Annotated in this window: 17 protein-coding genes; 9 read left to right on the top strand and 8 right to left on the bottom strand. The window is 72.9% G+C overall.

Going from position 1 to position 17,023, the window contains the following annotated elements; genetic code table 11:
* The first annotated feature begins 13 nt into the window (after window positions 1-13).
* Complete coding sequence (gene acnA, locus RAN62_RS21520) at window positions 14-2,785, top strand: aconitate hydratase AcnA (protein ID WP_305786484.1); 2,772 nt, start codon at window positions 14-16, stop codon at window positions 2,783-2,785.
* 22 nt (window positions 2,786-2,807) lie between these two features.
* Here the strand turns inward: acnA and RAN62_RS21515 are convergent, their stop codons facing one another.
* On the bottom strand, window positions 2,808-3,431 hold the full coding sequence (locus tag RAN62_RS21515) for a maleylpyruvate isomerase N-terminal domain-containing protein (RefSeq protein WP_305786483.1): 624 nt from the start codon (window positions 3,429-3,431) through the stop codon (window positions 2,808-2,810).
* A 24-nt stretch (window positions 3,432-3,455) separates the two neighbouring features.
* A complete protein-coding gene (locus RAN62_RS21510) occupies window positions 3,456-4,727 on the bottom strand; it encodes an extracellular catalytic domain type 1 short-chain-length polyhydroxyalkanoate depolymerase (protein WP_305786482.1) in 1,272 nt (423 codons plus the stop codon).
* A 212-nt stretch (window positions 4,728-4,939) separates the two neighbouring features.
* Between RAN62_RS21510 and RAN62_RS21505 the strand changes: the two genes are divergently transcribed.
* Entirely contained in the window at window positions 4,940-5,857 is a 918-nt protein-coding gene (locus RAN62_RS21505) for a serine protein kinase RIO (protein ID WP_438874529.1), read from the top strand.
* A 36-nt stretch (window positions 5,858-5,893) separates the two neighbouring features.
* Here the strand turns inward: RAN62_RS21505 and RAN62_RS21500 are convergent, their stop codons facing one another.
* A complete protein-coding gene (locus RAN62_RS21500) occupies window positions 5,894-6,139 on the bottom strand; it encodes a DUF2630 family protein (protein WP_305786481.1) in 246 nt (81 codons plus the stop codon).
* A 15-nt stretch (window positions 6,140-6,154) separates the two neighbouring features.
* Complete coding sequence (locus RAN62_RS21495) at window positions 6,155-7,606, bottom strand: MFS transporter (RefSeq protein ID WP_305786480.1); 1,452 nt, start codon at window positions 7,604-7,606, stop codon at window positions 6,155-6,157.
* A 61-nt stretch (window positions 7,607-7,667) separates the two neighbouring features.
* Between RAN62_RS21495 and RAN62_RS21490 the strand changes: the two genes are divergently transcribed.
* Window positions 7,668-8,294, top strand: a complete 627-nt coding sequence (locus tag RAN62_RS21490; RefSeq protein ID WP_305786479.1) for a TetR/AcrR family transcriptional regulator — start codon at window positions 7,668-7,670, stop codon at window positions 8,292-8,294.
* Here the strand turns inward: RAN62_RS21490 and RAN62_RS21485 are convergent.
* Entirely contained in the window at window positions 8,272-8,925 is a 654-nt protein-coding gene (locus RAN62_RS21485; protein WP_305786478.1) for an HAD family hydrolase, read from the bottom strand. The two genes, RAN62_RS21490 and RAN62_RS21485, sit on opposite strands and share 23 nt — an antisense overlap.
* Window positions 8,926-9,043: 118 nt before the next feature.
* On the opposite strand from RAN62_RS21485, the gene RAN62_RS21480 reads away from it, so the two are divergent.
* From RAN62_RS21480 to RAN62_RS21460, 5 genes are read left to right on the top strand one after another with little or no spacing between them, the layout of a single operon-like run.
* Window positions 9,044-9,619, top strand: a complete 576-nt coding sequence (locus RAN62_RS21480; RefSeq protein ID WP_305786477.1) for a TetR/AcrR family transcriptional regulator — start codon at window positions 9,044-9,046, stop codon at window positions 9,617-9,619.
* Window positions 9,620-9,675: 56 nt separating this feature from the next.
* Window positions 9,676-10,569: a TIGR04222 domain-containing membrane protein gene (locus RAN62_RS21475; RefSeq protein WP_305786476.1), complete on the top strand. Its 894-nt coding sequence runs from the start codon at window positions 9,676-9,678 to the stop codon at window positions 10,567-10,569.
* Window positions 10,566-11,390, top strand: a complete 825-nt coding sequence (locus RAN62_RS21470) for an MbnB/TglH/ChrH family RiPP precursor modification enzyme (RefSeq protein ID WP_305786475.1) — start codon at window positions 10,566-10,568, stop codon at window positions 11,388-11,390. The genes RAN62_RS21475 and RAN62_RS21470 overlap by 4 nt, the downstream gene beginning before the upstream one ends.
* Window positions 11,387-11,833 carry an SCO6045 C-terminal-like domain-containing protein gene (locus tag RAN62_RS21465; RefSeq protein ID WP_305786474.1) on the top strand — a complete coding sequence of 149 codons (447 nt, stop codon included), beginning with the start codon at window positions 11,387-11,389 and terminating at the stop codon, window positions 11,831-11,833. The genes RAN62_RS21470 and RAN62_RS21465 overlap by 4 nt, the downstream gene beginning before the upstream one ends.
* Window positions 11,834-11,849: 16 nt before the next feature.
* Window positions 11,850-12,605: an SDR family oxidoreductase gene (locus RAN62_RS21460; RefSeq protein ID WP_305786473.1), complete on the top strand. Its 756-nt coding sequence runs from the start codon at window positions 11,850-11,852 to the stop codon at window positions 12,603-12,605.
* Here RAN62_RS21460 and RAN62_RS21455 read toward each other — a convergent pair.
* Window positions 12,602-13,747, bottom strand: a complete 1,146-nt coding sequence (locus RAN62_RS21455; protein WP_305786472.1) for a UDP-N-acetylmuramoyl-tripeptide--D-alanyl-D-alanine ligase — start codon at window positions 13,745-13,747, stop codon at window positions 12,602-12,604. The two genes, RAN62_RS21460 and RAN62_RS21455, sit on opposite strands and share 4 nt — an antisense overlap.
* A 157-nt stretch (window positions 13,748-13,904) precedes the next feature.
* Here RAN62_RS21455 and mug point away from each other — a divergent pair, with 157 nt between their 5' ends.
* Window positions 13,905-14,459, top strand: coding sequence for a G/U mismatch-specific DNA glycosylase (mug, locus tag RAN62_RS21450; protein WP_305786471.1), 555 nt, complete (start codon window positions 13,905-13,907; stop codon window positions 14,457-14,459).
* Window positions 14,460-14,492: 33 nt separating this feature from the next.
* Here the strand turns inward: mug and RAN62_RS21445 are convergent, their stop codons facing one another.
* Both RAN62_RS21445 and RAN62_RS21440 read right to left on the bottom strand, forming a co-directional pair.
* Window positions 14,493-14,864, bottom strand: coding sequence for a nuclear transport factor 2 family protein (locus RAN62_RS21445; protein ID WP_305786470.1), 372 nt, complete (start codon window positions 14,862-14,864; stop codon window positions 14,493-14,495).
* Between the two features lie 149 nt (window positions 14,865-15,013).
* Window positions 15,014-16,954, bottom strand: a complete 1,941-nt coding sequence (locus tag RAN62_RS21440) for an ABC transporter ATP-binding protein (RefSeq protein ID WP_438874528.1) — start codon at window positions 16,952-16,954, stop codon at window positions 15,014-15,016.
* Between the last annotated feature and the right edge of the window lie 69 nt (window positions 16,955-17,023).

Raw genomic sequence — 17,023 nt, 5'->3', positions numbered from 1 at the left:
TGAAGGAGATGACGTGGCCAGCCTGGACACCTTTGGTGCGAAGAGCGAGCTGCGCGTCGATGACGCGAGCTACGAGATTTTCACGATCGACAAGGTCGAGGGCCATGAGCGCCTGCCCTACTCCCTGAAGATCCTGCTGGAGAACCTGCTCCGGACCGAGGACGGCGCGAACATCACCGCCGACCACATCCGGGCCCTCGGCGGCTGGGACCCCACCGCCGACCCGAGCGTGGAGATCCAGTTCACGCCCGCGCGGGTGCTGATGCAGGACTTCACCGGCGTGCCGTGCGTGGTCGACCTGGCCACCATGCGCGAGGCGGTCAGCGACCTCGGTGGCGACCCCGCGAAGGTCAACCCCCTCGCCCCCGCCGAGCTGGTCATCGACCACTCGGTCATCGCCGACCTGTTCGGCCGCGAGGACGCCTTCGCCCGCAACGTCGAGCTGGAGTACCAGCGCAACCGCGAGCGCTACCAGTTCCTGCGCTGGGGCCAGACCGCGTTCAACGAGTTCAAGGTCGTCCCGCCCGGCACCGGCATCGTGCACCAGGTCAACATCGAATACCTGGCCCGTACGATCATGGAGCGCAACGGGCAGGCCTACCCCGACACGGTCGTGGGCACCGACTCGCACACCACGATGGTCAACGGCCTCGGCGTGCTGGGCTGGGGCGTCGGCGGCATCGAGGCCGAGGCCGCCATGCTGGGCCAGCCGGTCAGCATGCTCATCCCGCGCGTGGTCGGCTTCAAGCTCTCCGGCGAGATGCCCGCCGGCACCACCGCCACCGACCTGGTCCTCACGATCACCGAGATGCTCCGCGAGCACGGCGTGGTCAGCAAGTTCGTCGAGTTCTACGGCCCCGGCGTCAGCGCCGTCCCGCTCGCCAACCGCGCGACCATCGGCAACATGAGCCCGGAGTACGGCTCGACCGTCGCCATCTTCCCGATCGACGACGAGACCATCAAGTACCTCAAGCTCACCGGTCGCAGCGAGCAGCAGGTCGCCCTGGTCGAGGCGTACGCGAAGCGGCAGGGCCTGTGGCTCGACCCGGCCGCCGAGCCGTCCTACTCGGAGAAGCTCGAGCTGGACCTGTCGACGATCGTCCCGTCGCTGGCCGGCCCGAAGCGCCCGCAGGACCGCGTCCCGCTGAACAGCGCCAAGCCGATGTTCCGCGACGCTCTCAGCAATTACGTTCAGCAGGAGGGTCCGGCGGACGAGTCGGTCGAGGAGACGTTCCCCGCCTCGGACCCCATCGCGAACGGACAGCAGTCGGACGCCGACAAGCCGCACTACTTCTCCGCCGCCGCCGGTGCCGACGGGCGTCCGTCCAAGCCGACCCGGGTCACCCTGGAGGACGGCACCGAGTTCGAGCTGGACCACGGCTTCGTCGGCATCGCCGCCATCACGTCCTGCACGAACACCTCGAACCCGCAGGTCATGATCGGCGCCGCCCTGCTGGCCCGCAACGCCGTCGAGAAGGGCCTGGCCCGCAAGCCCTGGGTGAAGACCACGCTCGCCCCGGGCTCCAAGGTGGTCATGGACTACTACGACCGGGCCGGCCTGACGCCCTATCTGGACAAGCTCGGCTTCAATCTGGTCGGCTACGGCTGCACGACCTGCATCGGCAACTCCGGCCCGCTGCCCGAGGAGATCTCCGCCGCGGTCAACGAGGCCGACCTCACCGCCGTGTCGGTGCTCTCCGGCAACCGCAACTTCGAGGGCCGGATCAACCCCGACATCAAGATGAACTACCTCGCGTCGCCGCCGCTCGTGGTCGCGTACGCGCTGGCCGGCACGATGGACCTGGACATCACGACGGAGCCGCTGGGCACGGGCTCCGACGGCAAGCCGGTGTTCCTGGCCGACATCTGGCCCAGCGCGCAGGAGATCGACGACACCATCGCCTCGGCGATCGGCGCGAACGGGTTCTCGGCCGCCTACCAGGACGTCTTCGCCGGCGACGAGCAGTGGCAGTCGCTGCCGACCCCGGCCGGGGAGACCTTCTCCTGGGACGGCGAGTCGACCTACGTGCGGAAGCCCCCGTACTTCGAGGGCATGGCGGCCTCCCCGGCGGCCGTGAAGGACATCTCGGGCGCGCGCGTGCTGGCGAAGCTCGGCGACTCGGTCACCACCGACCACATCTCGCCGGCCAGCTCGATCAAGCCCGACTCCCCCGCCGGCCAGTACCTGGCCGAGCACGGCGTCCCCCGGCACGAGTTCAACTCGTACGGCTCCCGCCGCGGCAACCACGAGGTCATGATCCGCGGCACCTTCGCCAACATCCGGCTCCGCAACCAGCTGGTCCCGGGAGTCGAGGGCGGCTTCACGGTCAACCACCTCACCGGCGACCAGACGACGATCTACGACGCGTCGGTCGCGTACAAGGAGGCCGGTGTCCCGCTGGTCATCCTGGCCGGCAAGGAGTACGGCTCCGGCTCCTCCCGCGACTGGGCCGCCAAGGGCACCATGCTCCTGGGCGTCCGCGCGGTCATCGCCGAGTCCTACGAGCGCATCCACCGCTCCAACCTCATCGGCATGGGCGTGCTGCCGCTGCAGTTCCCGCCCAAGACCAACGCCGAGTCCCTGGGCCTGACCGGCAACGAGACCTTCACCATCACCGGGGTCACGGAGCTCAACGACGGCAAGATCCCCGCCACCGTCAAGGTCCGCACCGACACGGGCGTCGAGTTCGACGCGGACGTCCGCATCGACACCCCCGGCGAGGCCGACTACTACCGCCACGGCGGCATCCTGCAGTACGTCCTCCGCAAGATGCTCAACAGCTGATCCGGCGCTGCCGCCGGGCTTCTCAGACCACCGAGAAGTCCGGCGGCAGCGTGGCGCGGCCGGTGAGGGCGCGCAGGACCAGTGTTTTCTCCTTGCTTGTCGCGGCCACCCGGGCGGCCTGCAGGGTGACCGCGGCCAGCACCTCCTCGGCGAACTCCACCTCGGCCCCGGCGGCCGCGGCCACGTCGAGACCGTGCACGACCAGCTCGAAGGTGCGGGTGGGGATCCACTCGCGGACGCGCATGCCGCCCACGGCGGTCAGCACCACGTCGGCGTCGCCGGCCGCCGACAGCGCCTGGGTCGCCGCCCGCGCATACTCGGCGACTCCCGCCGCCGGTGACACGCCGAACTCCGCCGCCGTCTTGCGGGCGTCCTCGGTGGCCGCGGCCCGGACGGCCGCCACCACCTCGGCCGGCGCCGCCTGGGCGAAGGCCCAGTAGCCCTCCGGCGACGCCACGTCGACCGTGGCCGCGGGTCCGCCGAGCGCCCGGGGCACCTCGCGCAGCGCCGACCCGACCACGTGCCCGGTCAGCTCGCGCAACGTCCACTCGCCGAGCCCCGGCCCGTCCCACCTGTCCTCCGGCACGCGGTAGACGAGATCGGTGAACGTGGCGACGGCCGACTTGTAGGCCCAGCGGAAATCCATGCCCCCAAGCGTGCCACTCGGCGGTCAGGCCGCCTGACAGGCCGGAGCGGCGCCCGGTCCGCTGCCGGTGCCCTGGAAGCCGAACTCGACGCTGCCCCCGGCCGGGACCGTCCCGTTGTACGCGACGTTGCGGAAGCTGACCGTGCCCGAGCTGCCGGTCGCCCCGGCGTTCCAGGTGCTGGTCACGGCGCTGCCCGTCGGCAAGGGCACGCTGACCGTCCAGCCGCTGAGGGCCGCGGCGCCGGCTGTCACCCGTACGGTGGCGACGTAGCCCCCGGTCCAGGAGTTGAGCGACACGGTGGCCGTGCACTCGCCGGACGGCGGCGGAGTGGTCGGATCGGTCGGCGGGGTCGTCGTGGTGTCCAGGCCGAAGAAGGCGATCGCCATCCGGGCCATGCCGCTCAGCGGGAGCGAGTGGCCGACGTTCGCGACGCTGATGCCCTCGACAGGTGCCTGGACGATGTTGGCGCCATAACGGGTACGGGTCCAGCCCGACTGCGGCGTGTCGGTGGCCACCGGCGTCTGGCTGACACCGAGCACATTGGTCCACTGCTTGATCTCTTCGCCGAAGTTCGGGTACGCCAGCGTCGTGTCCGTGGCGCCGTGGAACAGCTGCATCCGGGGGCGCCGGCCGGTGTAGCCCGGGTAGGCCGCACGCACCAGATCGCCCCAGGCCGCCGGGGTCTTGATGAGCTGCCCGGACGAGCAGGTGCTGTTCCAGCCCGCCTGGTTGGCCGGGTTCGCGGGGTCACCGGCAGTGGCGGCGAAGCAGCCGAACGGTACGCCCATGAACGCCGATCCCGCGGCGAACACGTCGGGATAGTCGCCGAGCAGCACATTGGTCATCATGCCGCCCGACGAGGCGCCGGTGACGAAGGTGCGGTCGACGTCGGTGTGGTACTGCTGCTGCACGTACCGGACCATCGACACGATGCCGGCCGGGTCGCTGGTGCTGTTGTGCGTCAGGGCGCCCGGGCTCGACACGTCGAAGCAGTTGCCCGAGCGGGTGGCCGACGGATAGATCACGATGAAGCCGTACTGGTCGGCGAGCGACGCGAACTCGCTGCCCGAGTAGAAGGCCGGCCCCGAGCCGGTGCAGTAGTGGACGGCGACCAGCAGGGCCGGCTCAGCGGGGCGCCGGTCCGGCACGTAGAGATGCATGCGCAGGCCGGTCGGATTGGCGCCGAAGCTCGTCACCTCGGTCAGCGCGGCCGCGGAGGCGGGCGCGGCCGGTAGCACGACAGCGGTGGCGAGAGCGAGGACGGCGGCGGAGAGCACAGACCAGAGCTTTCTCACGCGAGGCTCCTTCCATAGACGTAATTCGATGCTACGGGAGCGCTCCCAAGCCCGTACCGAATAAATAGGTTGCGGGGTTTCCCGGCGCGCGGCAGAGTCTGACCCGCACGACCGAGAGGTCCCGGACGAAGGAGGTGTGGACCCATGGCTGTCTTTGTGATGACCCCTGCCCAGGTTCACCAGACTTCCTTCTTCTCCGAGGAGACCCTCCAGTGCGCGAGCACGACTCTTCCGGCCCGGCGACCATGCGCCGCGGCCGTCGCAAGTTCGACGACGACGAGCCCGATTTCGTCCCCCGGGGGCGGCTCGAGCCGCAGCTGAGCGAGGAGCCCGACCTGCCTGAGACCGGCGATCGCTGGTCGACGTGGGACGGGGCCCTGCACGGCCCGCTTCCGCGCCCCGAGTGGGTGCGCACCGAGTACGGCGCCGTGGACACCGAGCTGGGCATGCTCAAGACCGGCAAGGAAGCCGATGTCTTCCTGGTCCGGCGGGGCATTCCTGACACCGACAAGACCAGCATGCTGGCCGCGAAGCGCTACCGGGACGGCGATCACCGGCTGTTCCACCGGGACGCGGGCTATCTCGAGGGGCGGCGCGTGCGGCGCTCGCGCGAGATGCGGGCCATGACCAACCGCACCGGCTTCGGCAAGCAGATGATCGCCGGGCAGTGGGCGCAGGCCGAGTTCGCCGCGCTGTCGCACCTGTGGCAGGTGGCCGCCGAGGGCGGGACGATCGCCGTGCCGTACCCGGTGCAGATCATCGGCACCGAGCTGATGCTGGAGTTCATCGGCGACTGGGAGACCGGCGAGGCGGCGCCGCGGCTCGCGCAGCTGCGCCCCGATCCGGACGAGCTGGCCGATCTGTGGCGCCAGGCGGTCGACGCCTTCAGCGTGCTGGCCCGCGCGCAGGTGGCGCACGGCGACCTGTCGCCCTACAACATCCTGGTGCACGCCGGGCGGCTGGTGATCATCGACCTTCCGCAGGTGGTCGACGTGATCGCCAACCCGGCCGGCGGCGACTTCCTGGCCCGGGACGTCAAGAACGTCGCGAGCTGGTTCACCGCGCGGGGGCTGGAGGTCGACCAGCCGGAGCTGGTCGAGCGCCTGCAATACGAGGCCGGCCTGCTGTGAGGCGCGGCCGCCGGAGGTCCCGGCGGCCGCCACACCTCACTGGAGGTAGCCCTCGACCTCACCGGTGCTGTGCGCCTGCTCGGTGTCGGGGTTGTTGCCGAACTCGCGGGCGGCGCGGCGCCGGCGGAGCAGGTCCCAGCACTGGTCGAGCGCCTCCTCGACCTCCTTGAGCCGGGCGTGCTCCTCGTCGGCGCTGAGCTTGCCCTGGCTCAGCTGCTCGCGCAGCTTGTGCTCTTCGTCGACCAGGCCGTGAATCCGGCCCAGCACCTCTTTGTCATCCATGTCCGGAAGCGTAGATCACACGGCCGCTCGCGGCGCCGCGAGCCGGTCGTCGCCGGCGTCAGGCGTACCGGCAGCGCCTCGCCTCGTCCGCTGCATCGCCCACCCCACCAGCAGGGCGGCCACGGCGGTAAGGACCAGACCCGCGAGCGTGACCGCGTGCTCGAACTGGGTGGTCTGACCCGCGCTCCAGTGCGGCGCGGCGATCGCGCCGGTGAACAGGGCCGCGATGACGGTGCCGCCGACCGCCACGCCGGCGCCGGAGGTGACCTCGGAGGCGGTGTCGACGAGGGCGGCGCCGATGGAGGTCCTGTTCTCTGGGAGGCCGCGCATCACGTTGACCCCGGCGACGACACCGACCACGCGGATCGCCGTGGCGACCAGGGCGAGCGACAGCGCCACCCAGACGTAGCCGTAGTGGCCCAGCAGGGCATAGACGGCGAGTCCGGCCACGACCGCGATCGAGCTGAGCCAGGCCGACCGCTCGAGCCCGGCGCGCTCCACGAACCGGTTGACGAACGGCCCGGCGGCGATCAGCACGACGACCTGCGGCAGCATGCCGACGGCAGCAAGGGACGGCGACCAGCCCCAGTCCAGCTGCAGCTGCAGGGTCACCAGGTAACCCATCCCGGCCACGGCCAGCCCGGTCGCGGCCTTGTAGGCGAGGCCGGCGGACACCAGCGGGCGGGCGATCAACCCCAGATCGAGCAGGGGGTACGCGGCGGAGCGCTCACGCAGCACGAACAGCACCGCTGCCACGACAGCCGCGCCGGTCGTGGCCCAGGGCGCCCACGAGCCGGTGCCCTCGTCGACGAAGAGCGTGGGTGCCACGAGCGCGAGCACGATCGTCGCCGTGCCCAGCACCGCGCCCGGGGCGTCCACCGGGTCGCGGTGCAGGTCCTCCGGCCGGTCGGGGGCGATGCCGGCGCGGATGCCGAGCAGCGCGAGGGCGGCGATCGGGACGTTGACGAGCAGCAGGACCTGCCACGGGGCGACCGCGAGCACGAAGCCGCCGGCCGTCGGCCCGATCGCGAGCCCGACCAGGCCCACGGTCGTGATGAGGGTCATGGCCCGGACGCGCTGCCCGTCGTCGGTGAACAGCCGGAAGGCCAGGGCGATCGAGCCCGGCGTGGTCATGGCCGCCGCCACGCCCGTCACCGCCCGGACGGCGATGAGCTGCTCCGCAGTCGTGACGAACGCGGTGGCCAGGCTCGCGGCGCCGAGCAGGGCGAGCCCGAGCAGCATGATCCGGCGCCGGCCGAACCGGTCCGCGACCGCGCCGAAGACGAGCATCAGCCCGCCGAAGACGACCGCGTAGGCGCCGGTCACCCACTGCAGCGCCAGCGTCGAGGCGTGCAGGTCACGCCCGATCGTGGGCAGGGCGACGGTGAGGATCGAGTTGTCGAGCATCTCGAACAGGAACACCGCGGACAGGCCGGCCAAGGCGATCCGCGTCTTCGTATCGAACATTCCTAGACCGTACGTCATTCTTAGAGCGCACTCTAGTTTTGTGGCTTGATACACTTCCGCCGTGCCCGAACCCGGACTCCGAGAGCGCAAGAAGGCCCGCACCCGCCGGCTCATCGCGGACACGGCGGCGCGCCTGTTCGCGGAGCGGGGCTACGAGCAGGTGACGGTCAGCGAGATCGCGCGCGCGGCCGAGGTGGCGGAGCAGACGCTCTACAACTACTTCCCGGCCAAGGAACAGCTGGTCGCCGATCGCGAGCAGGAGCTGAACGAGCAGCTGGGCGAGCTGATCCGCGCCCGCCCGGCCGGTGTCAGCCCCGCGGCCGCCATCCGCGACACCGTCCTGGCGATGATCGAGGCGATCCGCGACCAGCCCGCGGAAAATGCCCGCGGCAGCCTGGGCTATCTGGCGGCCGTGAGCCCGACGGTCAACCGGCTCGCCCTCGAGGTGAGCGACCGGCAGGCCACTGCGCTGGCCGCGGCCGTCGCCGCCGGCGGGGACATCGCGCCGGAGCTGGCCCGGCTGCACGGCATCGCACTGGCCGGCGTCTTCCGGATCATCATCGCCGAGACGGGCCGCCTGACCCGCGACGGCGAGACCCCGGCCGCGATCGCCGAGGCCCTCCGGCCGCCGATCGGGAACGTGCTCGCCGAGCTGGACCGCTGGTTCAGCGGGAGGGGGACGCCATGACGGCCGACAAGCCCTGGATGACGTTGCCGACCACGCGGGTCGGGGCGAAGCGCTGATCGATCCAGTCGCGGCCGCGGTGCAGCCAGACGCTGGGCAGGCCCATGGCCGCGGCGCCGCCGATGTCGGCCTCGGGGCTGTCGCCGACGATCCAGGCGCCGCCCAGCCGCATGCGGACGCGCTGGGCGGCCAGGGCGAAGATGCGCGGGTTGGGCTTGCTCACGCCGGCCTGGCCGGAGATCACGTAGTCGGCGACGTAGCGGTCGAGGCCGGTGCGCCGGATGCGGCTCTCCTGCTGCTCGTGCGGGCCGTTGGTGACCACGACCGGCACCCAGCCCGCGTCGCCGGCGATCTGCAGGGCGCAGGCGACGAGCGGGTCGAGCCGCTCGTAGGCCAGCGGTCCCTCGTGCAGCTCCTCGACCATGTCGATCGACGTGTAGGGCAGCTGGTAGCGCTCCCGGATCGCGTCCCCGAGGTCCCAGCGGGAGGTCAGGCCGTCCGCGTCGACCGACAGCAGCCAGTCGAGGTCCTCGTGCGGGGCGCCGATCTGGTCGAGGAAGCTCTTCGCCCACAGCTTGAACGCCCCGCTGCGGTCGAGCAGGGTGTCGTCCAAGGCGAGGAAGACGAGGGGCACGCCGGGCACTCTACGTGAGTGAATACCGGACCGAACAGCCCAAGTGTGTTAACAGTGCCGCGGAGCAAGCCGTACGTACGGATTGCGACCGCCGGAACCGGCGTGACACCATCGCTGCGTGCCCAGGGTGAGCCAGGACCAGCTTGAAGCCCGCCGCCACGAGATCCTCGGGGCGGCCCGCGGCTGTTTCGCACGTTACGGCTACGAGGGTGCCACGGTACGCCGCCTCGAGGAGGCCACGGGCCTGTCCCGCGGCGCGATCTTCCATCACTTCCGGGACAAGGAGTCGTTGTTCCTGGCGGTGGCCGAGGACGACGCCGCCGCGATGGTCGAGACGGTCGGGCGTCACGGTCTCGTTCAGGTGATGCGCGACCTGCTCGACCGGGCCGGGGCCAGCAACGACACCGCCGGCTGGCTCGGCAGTCAGCTCGAGGTGTCCCGGCGGCTGCGCACCGACCCCGAGTTCGCCAAGCGCTGGGCCGAGCGCTCGGCCGCCATCGCCTCCGCGACCCGCGAGCGCCTCGAGCGCCAGCGGGAGGCCGGCGTGCTGCGCGACGACGTGCCGGTGGAGGTCCTGACCCAGTTCCTCGAGCTCGCGTACGACGGGCTGGTCCTGCACCTCGCCACCGGCCGCCCGGCCGGGGAGCTCAGCCGCGTCCTCGACGTCGTGGAAGGCGCCGTGCGCCGGGCCTGACCAGGGGTTGCGCCCGCCTGCACAATGAAGGCTCAAGCCGGCATGGAGGTGTGCACATGACCGACACCTGGGGGATCTCGGGTCCTGCCTTCCTCGCCCTCTACTTCGCCGCCGTCGTGGCGGTCCTCGTCGCGGCCTCGGTGCATCGCCGCGTCCTCTTCCGCGGTGACCGGACTGCCAGTGTCGGCAGCCTCGGCCCGCAGCAGATCGCCTATCTCAACGGCGGCGAGCGCCTCGCCGTCTACGCGTCGCTCAGCGGCCTGCGCAGTGCCGGTGCCGTCACCGCCGTCTCCGGTCGCCGGCTCGCCCCGAGCGGACCGCTGCCCGCCGGTGTGACGCCGCTCGATACGGCCATCCACCACGCGGCCGGCAATCACGAGCGCGTCCGCGACCTGGCCACCCTGCAGCACGTACGGGCGGCGCTCGACCAGCTCCGCGCCGGCCTGGAGCGGCAGGGCCTGGCCGTCCCGGCCGACGCGATCCGCACGGCCCGGCTCTGGGCCCTCGCCATGCTCGCCGTGCTCGCCGTCGGCATCGCCCGCTTCGCGGCCGGCGTCGCGAACGACAAGCCGGTGGCCTTCCTCTTCATCGCCCTCGTGATCACGGCCGGGGCGACGATCTTCCTGTGGCGCCGCACCGGTCTCGCGACGGGCGCGGCCACCAAGGGCATGACCGCGGTCCGCCGCCGGCACGACTATCTGGCCCCGAGCCACTCCCCCGCGTACGCGACCTACGGCGCGAGTGGTGCCGCCATGGGCGTGGCCCTCTTCGGCGCCGCGTCGCTCTACGCCATGGACCCCGTGTTCGCCGCGGAGGCCGAGATCCAGCGCAACGCGACGGCGTCCGGCATGAGCGGCGGCGACTCGGGCTCCTACGGCGGCGGCGACTCCGGCGGGGGCAGCTCGTGCGGTGGCGGTGGTTGCGGCGGCGGCGGGGGCTGCGGCGGATGACCATCGAGTACGGCGTGGGCATCGGCTGGCGCCCCGACATCGCCGGCTACGTGGACCGGCTGCCGGGGCTCCGCTTCGCCGAGGTCGTCGCGGAGTCCGTGCCCCCGGAGGGCGAGCTCCCCGACGGGCTCGCCCGGCTCCGCGAGCGCGGGGTGACCGTGATCCCGCACGGCACCCGGCTGTCGCTGGGCGGGGCCGAACCGGTCGACCCGGCGCGGGTGGCGCACTTCGCCGCCGTGGCCCGGCAGCTCGACGCGCCACTGGTCAGCGAGCACATCGCCTTCGTCCGGGCCGGTGGCGTCGAGGCGGGACATCTGCTGCCGATCCCCCGGACGCGCGAGGCCGTCGACGCGGTGGTCGCCAATGTGCGGCGTACCCGGGAAGAGCTGGACGTGCCGATCGCGCTGGAGCCGATCGCCGCCCTCTTCGACTGGCCCGACGACGAGCTGGACGAGGGTGCGTTCCTCACCGAGATCCTCGAGCGGACGGAGGCGCTGCTGCTGCTCGACGTGGCCAACGTGTACGCCAACGCGCTCAACCGGGGCACCGACCCGGCCGCACTGTTCGACCGGCTGCCGCTGGAACGCATCGCATACTGCCACGTCGCGGGCGGCTCGGCGACGCCGGACGGCATCTATCACGACACGCACACCGACGCCGTGCCGCCGGAAGTGCTGGAGCTGGTCGCGGAGCTGTGCGGCCGGCACCGCCCGCCCGCGCTCATGCTCGAACGCGACGGCGACTATCCCCCGGCCGCCGAGCTCACCGCCGAGCTCGACGCGATCGCCGCGGCCTCCGGCTACCCGCGCGTCACCCCGTGACCGGGTCGCTCGCCGACCGGCAGGCCGCCCTGGTCGCCGCCCTGACCTCCGGGGCGCCGCTGCCCGGCGGCTTCGACCCGCGCCTGGTGGAGGCCGCGCGCGTGGCGTTGCTCCGCAAGCGCGCGGGCGAGGTGGCCCGGAACTGGCCGGAGCTGGCGGGCGCCTGCGGGCGGGAGTGGTTCGAGGTCTGGTCCGCGTGGGCCGCGACCCGGCCGACGCGGGGCTCGTTGCGCGACGGCTGGGACCTGGCGCGCGACCTGCGGGCCCGGGGCGAGCTCCCGGCCGCGGCGGGCGCCGAGCTGGCCGTACGCGAGGCCACCCTGACCTACGACGGCAGCGCGCCCCCGCGCCCGCGCCGCCGCCCCGCCCTCCGCACGGTCGCCGGCGCCTGGGTCCTCCAGGCCGGCGGCCGGGTGCGCGTGCTGCGCCGGCCCGCCGCGTGAATGGCAGGATCGGGGCATGGATCTGGGACTGGCGGACCGTGTCTACGTGCTGACCGGCGCGTCCAAGGGGCTGGGCCTCGCGACGGCCGAGGCGCTGGTGGCCGACGGCGCCCGCGTGGTCGTCTCCGCCCGCACCCGCGAGTCCGTCGACGCCGCCGTGGCCCGGCTCGGGCCGCGCGCCACCGGAGTGGCCGCCGACCTGACCGACCCGGACACCGCTGACCTGCTCGTCCGGACGGCCGGCGAGCGCTTCGGCCGTCTCGACGGCGCGCTGATCTCGGTCGGCGGCCCGGGCGGCGGCTCGGCGGCCCAGCAGACCGACGAGCAGTGGCGCTCGGCCTTCGAGACCGTCTTCCTGGGCTCGGTGCGCGCCGCCCGCACCGTGGCGGCCGCGCTGACGACCGGCGGCGCGATCGCCTTCGTGCTGTCCACGTCGACCCGGGCGCCGCTGGCCGGGCTGGGCCTCTCCAACGGCCTGCGCCCCGGGCTGGCGGGCGTGGCCAAGGACATGGCCGACGAGCTCGGCCCGCGCGGCATCCGGGTGGTGAGCCTGTTGCCGGGGCGGATCCTCACCGACCGTACGCGGAGCCTGCACGAAGCCACCGGGGACGCCGAGGCGACCGCCGCCCGGCAAGCGGCCGAGCTGCCCCTGCGGCGGCTGGGCGAGCCCGCCGAGTTCGGCCGGGTCGCCGCCTTCGTCCTCTCCCCCGCCGCGAGCTACCTCACCGGCATCCAGATCCCCGTCGACGGCGGCTTCACCCGGATGCTCTAGCCGCTCTCGCCCGCCAGCAGCACGACGTCGCCCGGGCGCGCCTCCGCCCCGGAGGCGAGCACTTCGTCGATGCCCATGCGCAGCGCGGCCGCCCTGATCCGGTCCTTCTCGTCGCCGAGGCCACTCAGGACGGCTGTCGTGCGGCGCCGGCCCGCGGCCACGGACAGCGCGGTCCGCACGGCGGCCAGCACCACCTCCGGACTCCCGTCGCCGGTCGCGTCCAGCACCGTCACCCCGTCCGGACGCTCCTCGACGACCGTGAGGCCGCCCGCCCCGCGCGGCCCCGGGTCCACAGTGCCCAGCGCGTCCGCGATGAGCCAGACGTCGTGCGTGTGCTCGAGCGCCACCGCCGCCGCGGCCAGCGCCGCCGTCACCGGCTGCTCCCCGTGCAGCCGCAGCGCCGCCTCGGCCGACCCGACCGGCGTGTGCAGCACGAAGCGCGCCCGCGCCCGCCCGTCGAGCACGATCCGCTCGGCCCGCACCCGCGCCGTCCGATGCCGCCCGAAGGTCACCACCCGCGCCTCCGTGCGCCCGGCGAGCGCGGCCGTCGCCGGATCGTCCGCGTCGAGCACCGCCACGGCACCGGCCGGCAGTCCCTCCACCTCGTGCGGCAGGTCGCCCAGCACTATCGCGACGGCTGGTCGCGCCGCCAGCAAGGCCGCGATGCCGCCACCCCGGCGCGCGTCCAGCTCGGCGACCAGGAAGCGGGTCGTGTCGTCGGCGGCGAGCAGGGTCTCGCAGACCCCCGCCGGCGTCGGCCCGCCCCGGGGCAGCACGGTCGGCCCGAGCCGCGCCAGCACCGCGCCCAGCAGCCGGGCCGCGGCGGCGCGGGCACCCCCTCCGGTCACCAGCACCCGGCACACGTCCGGCCGGTGGGTGGTCACCGCCGAGGCCAGCTTCCGGTACGCCGTGAGCACCTCGCCCACGACCACCGCCGGCCCACCCCCGGGGCGGTCGGTGAGCACCGCCCCGGCCCCGGCCATGCGTGCCGCCCCGGGGTCGCCGGTCATGTCCACGAACAAGTCGCCGGGGCGCACTCTGTTCCCGTCATGCGACGCCCCGGCCACCACGGCTTGGGAGTCACCGTCACGCACAGTGCCCCCCACCACCGCGGCCACCTCCGCGAGCGTCATCCGGATCATGGCGAGAGGATAGCCATCGAGATCGGCCTCCGAGCACCCCCCACCCCAGTTCAGGGCGCATGAACGACAATTCGCCGGATGTTTGCCCGTACGCCGCTCTTAACACCCCGGAAACGGAAGCCGCCATCACGATGAGTGACTTCTCTAGGCTCAACCCATGAGCGCACCCCCGAAGCCGACCCCCGCCGAGGTCGCCGCCGCAGCCGGCCGCACGATCCCCGATCTCGGCGGCCCGGGCCTGCGAGTGCTCTTCTCCGGCATCAACCCGAGCCTCTACTCGGCGGCGACCGGCCACCACTTCGCCCGGCCGGGCAACCGCTTCTGGCCCGCGCTGCACCGGTCCGGCTTTACCGACCGGCAGCTCCACCCGTCGGAGCAGCACCTGCTTCCGGCCCTCGGCCTCGGCATCACGAACGTGGTCGCCCGCGCCACCGCCCGCGCCGACGAACTGTCCACCGACGAGCTGGTCGCCGGGGGCGAACACCTGACAGCCCGGGTCACCGAGTGGCGGCCGCAGTTCCTCGCGGTGCTGGGCGTCACCGCGTACCGGACCGCCTTCGGCCACCCGAAGGCCCGCACCGGCCCGCAGACCGCCACCGTCGGCGGCGCCCGCGTCTGGGTCCTGCCCAACCCGAGCGGCCTGAACGCCCACTACACCGCCGACACGCTGGCCGCCGCCTTCGCCGAACTGCGCGCGGCGCTCAGCCCGTGACCCACCGGCCGTTGAGCCGCCTTCGCGCGGCGCTCACCCGCGACCGCCACGATCGCGCCGACCTGGCCGGCCCGGCGCAGCCGATCCCCGGAACTCCCCCACCCGCGCCGGCCCGCCCGGCCCACCCGGCGGCGTGACGACGACCTGGAACGAGCAGCGGCTGACGGCGCTGTCCCCGTCGACCTCGACGGTGGCGCCGGACAGGAAGTGCCGCCGCACCCCCTCCGGCAGCCCGGCGCCGGCCCGGCCCCGCTCCCTGCGCGCCACGAACTCACCGGCGTCGTCCCGCAGCACGCCCTCGCGCGTGAAACAGTCCGCCCACGCATCGCCGTCACCCGTATCCACCGCGGCGGCACACGCTTGCAGCAGCTCAGAGATGTCTCGCTTCGACTTGCGCACCGACACGGCTCGCGACCCTCTCCCACGGGAAACCGGCCGCCGATCCTGGCGCCCAGCCCCGCCGCCCTCGACGAGCAGCGAAGACCGGAGCCACGCGGGCGCTCCGGCAACCGGAGGACGAGGCCGCGCGGCCGGGCGGCCGGGCGGCCGGGCGGTCAGGGCTCGATCGGCGTCGGCACCGGGATGACGATCGGCTCCACGTCGGACGGAATCAGGGGGCGGCTGTCGGCGAACTGGGTGCGGTAGAGCTCCGCGTAGAGCCCGCCGATCGCGACCAGCTGCTCGTGCGTGCCGCGCTCGACGATGCGGCCGCCGTCCATGACGAGGATCAGGTCGGCCTCGCGGACGGTGGAGAGGCGGTGGGCGATGACCAGCGCCGTGCGGCCCTCGAGCGCCACCGACAGCGCGCGCTGGACCGCGGCCTCGGACTCGCTGTCGAGGTGGGCGGTCGCCTCGTCGAGGATGACGATCGACGGGTGCTTGAGCAGCAGGCGGGCGATGGCGATGCGCTGTTTCTCGCCGCCGGAGAAGCGGTAGCCCCGCTCGCCGACCACGGTGTCGAGGCCGTCGGGCAGCGCCTTGACGAGCTGCTCGACCTGGGCGCCGCGCAGCGCCTCCCACATCTCGTCCTCGGTCGCGCCGGGGCGGGCGTACCGCAGATTTTCCGCGATGGTCTCGTGGAAGAGGTGCGAGTCCTGGGTGACCACCCCGATGGTGTCGCGCAGCGAGTCGAGCGTCGCGTCGCGGACGTCGACGCCGCCGACCCGCACGGCGCCCTCGGTCACGTCGTAGACCCGGGAGACCAGCATGGACGTCGTCGACTTGCCGGCGCCCGACGGGCCGACGAGCGCGACCATCTGCCCGGGTTCGACCGTGAAGTCGACGCCGCGCAGCACCGGCGCGCCCTCCTGCCGGTCGAGGGTCGCGACGTCCTCGAGCGTGGCCAGCGAGACCTCGGCGGCGCTCGGGTAGCGGAAGTGCACGTCCCGGAACTCCAGCCGCCCGGCGCCGGCCGGGATCGCGGTCGCGTCCGGCTTCTCCTCGATGCCGGGGCGCAGGTCGAGCACCTCGAAGACGCGGTCGAACGAGACGAGGGCGCTCATCACGTCGACGCGGACGTTGCTGAGCGCCGTCAGCGGACCGTAGAGCCGGGTCAGCAACAGGGCGAGCGTGACCACGGTGCCCGCCGTGACGCTGCCGGTGACGGCCAGCCAGCCGCCGAGCCCGTAGGTCAGGGCCTGCGCGAGCGAGGCGACCAGCAGCATGGCGACGAAGAACGTGCGGGAGAACATGGCCTGCTGCACGCCGATGTCGCGGACCCGGCGGGCACGCTCACCGAACCGCTCGGCCTCCACGCCGGGGCGGCCGAAGAGCTTGACCAGCAGGGCGCCGGAGACGTTGAAGCGCTCGGTCATGGTCGCGTTCATCTTGGCGTCGAGGTTGTAGGACTCGCGGGTGATCTCGGCGAGCCGCTTGCCGACCCGGCGCGCGGGGATGATGAAGAGCGGCAGGAGCACCAGCGACAGCACGGTGATCTGCCACGACAGGCTGAACATGACGGCGGCGGTCAGCACGAGCTGGATGACGTTGCTCACCACGCCGGACAGGGTGGACGTGAACGCGCGCTGCGCGCCCGTGACGTCGTTGTTGAGCCGGCTGACGAGCGCGCCGGTCTGCGTACGCGTGAAGAACTGCAACGGCATCCGCTGGACGTGATCGAACACGCGGGTGCGCAGGTCGAGGATGATCCCCTCGCCGATGCGGGCCGAGTACCACCGCTGGGCGAGCGAGAGCAGGGCGTCGCCGACCGCCAGCCCGGCGATCGTCAGGGCCAGCTTGATGATCGTGCCGGCCGCATCGGACCCGCCGGCGGTGATCGCGTTGACCACGTGGCCGGCGAGCACCGGCGTGGCCACCCCGATGCCGGCGGAGATCACGACGGTGACCAGGAACACGGCGATGTCGCGCCGGTAGGGCCGCGCATAGGTGAGGATGCGCCGCGCGGTGCCCCGCTTGAGCTGGTGCCCGGTGACGCGGTCGGCATTTTGCATCGAGCGCAGCATCATCCAGCTGGACCCGGAGGACATGGGTCCCATGGCGTCACCTCCAGGGTCGTCGAACCACGGCGGACATAGTGTGCCCGCCGGGTACGACAACTTTCCGGG

The organism is Symbioplanes lichenis (assembly GCF_030709675.1).
In the GTDB taxonomy this organism is placed as follows: Bacteria; Actinomycetota; Actinomycetes; order Mycobacteriales; family Micromonosporaceae; genus Actinoplanes; species Actinoplanes lichenis.
This window is presented reverse-complemented; position numbering and strand designations above follow the sequence as displayed.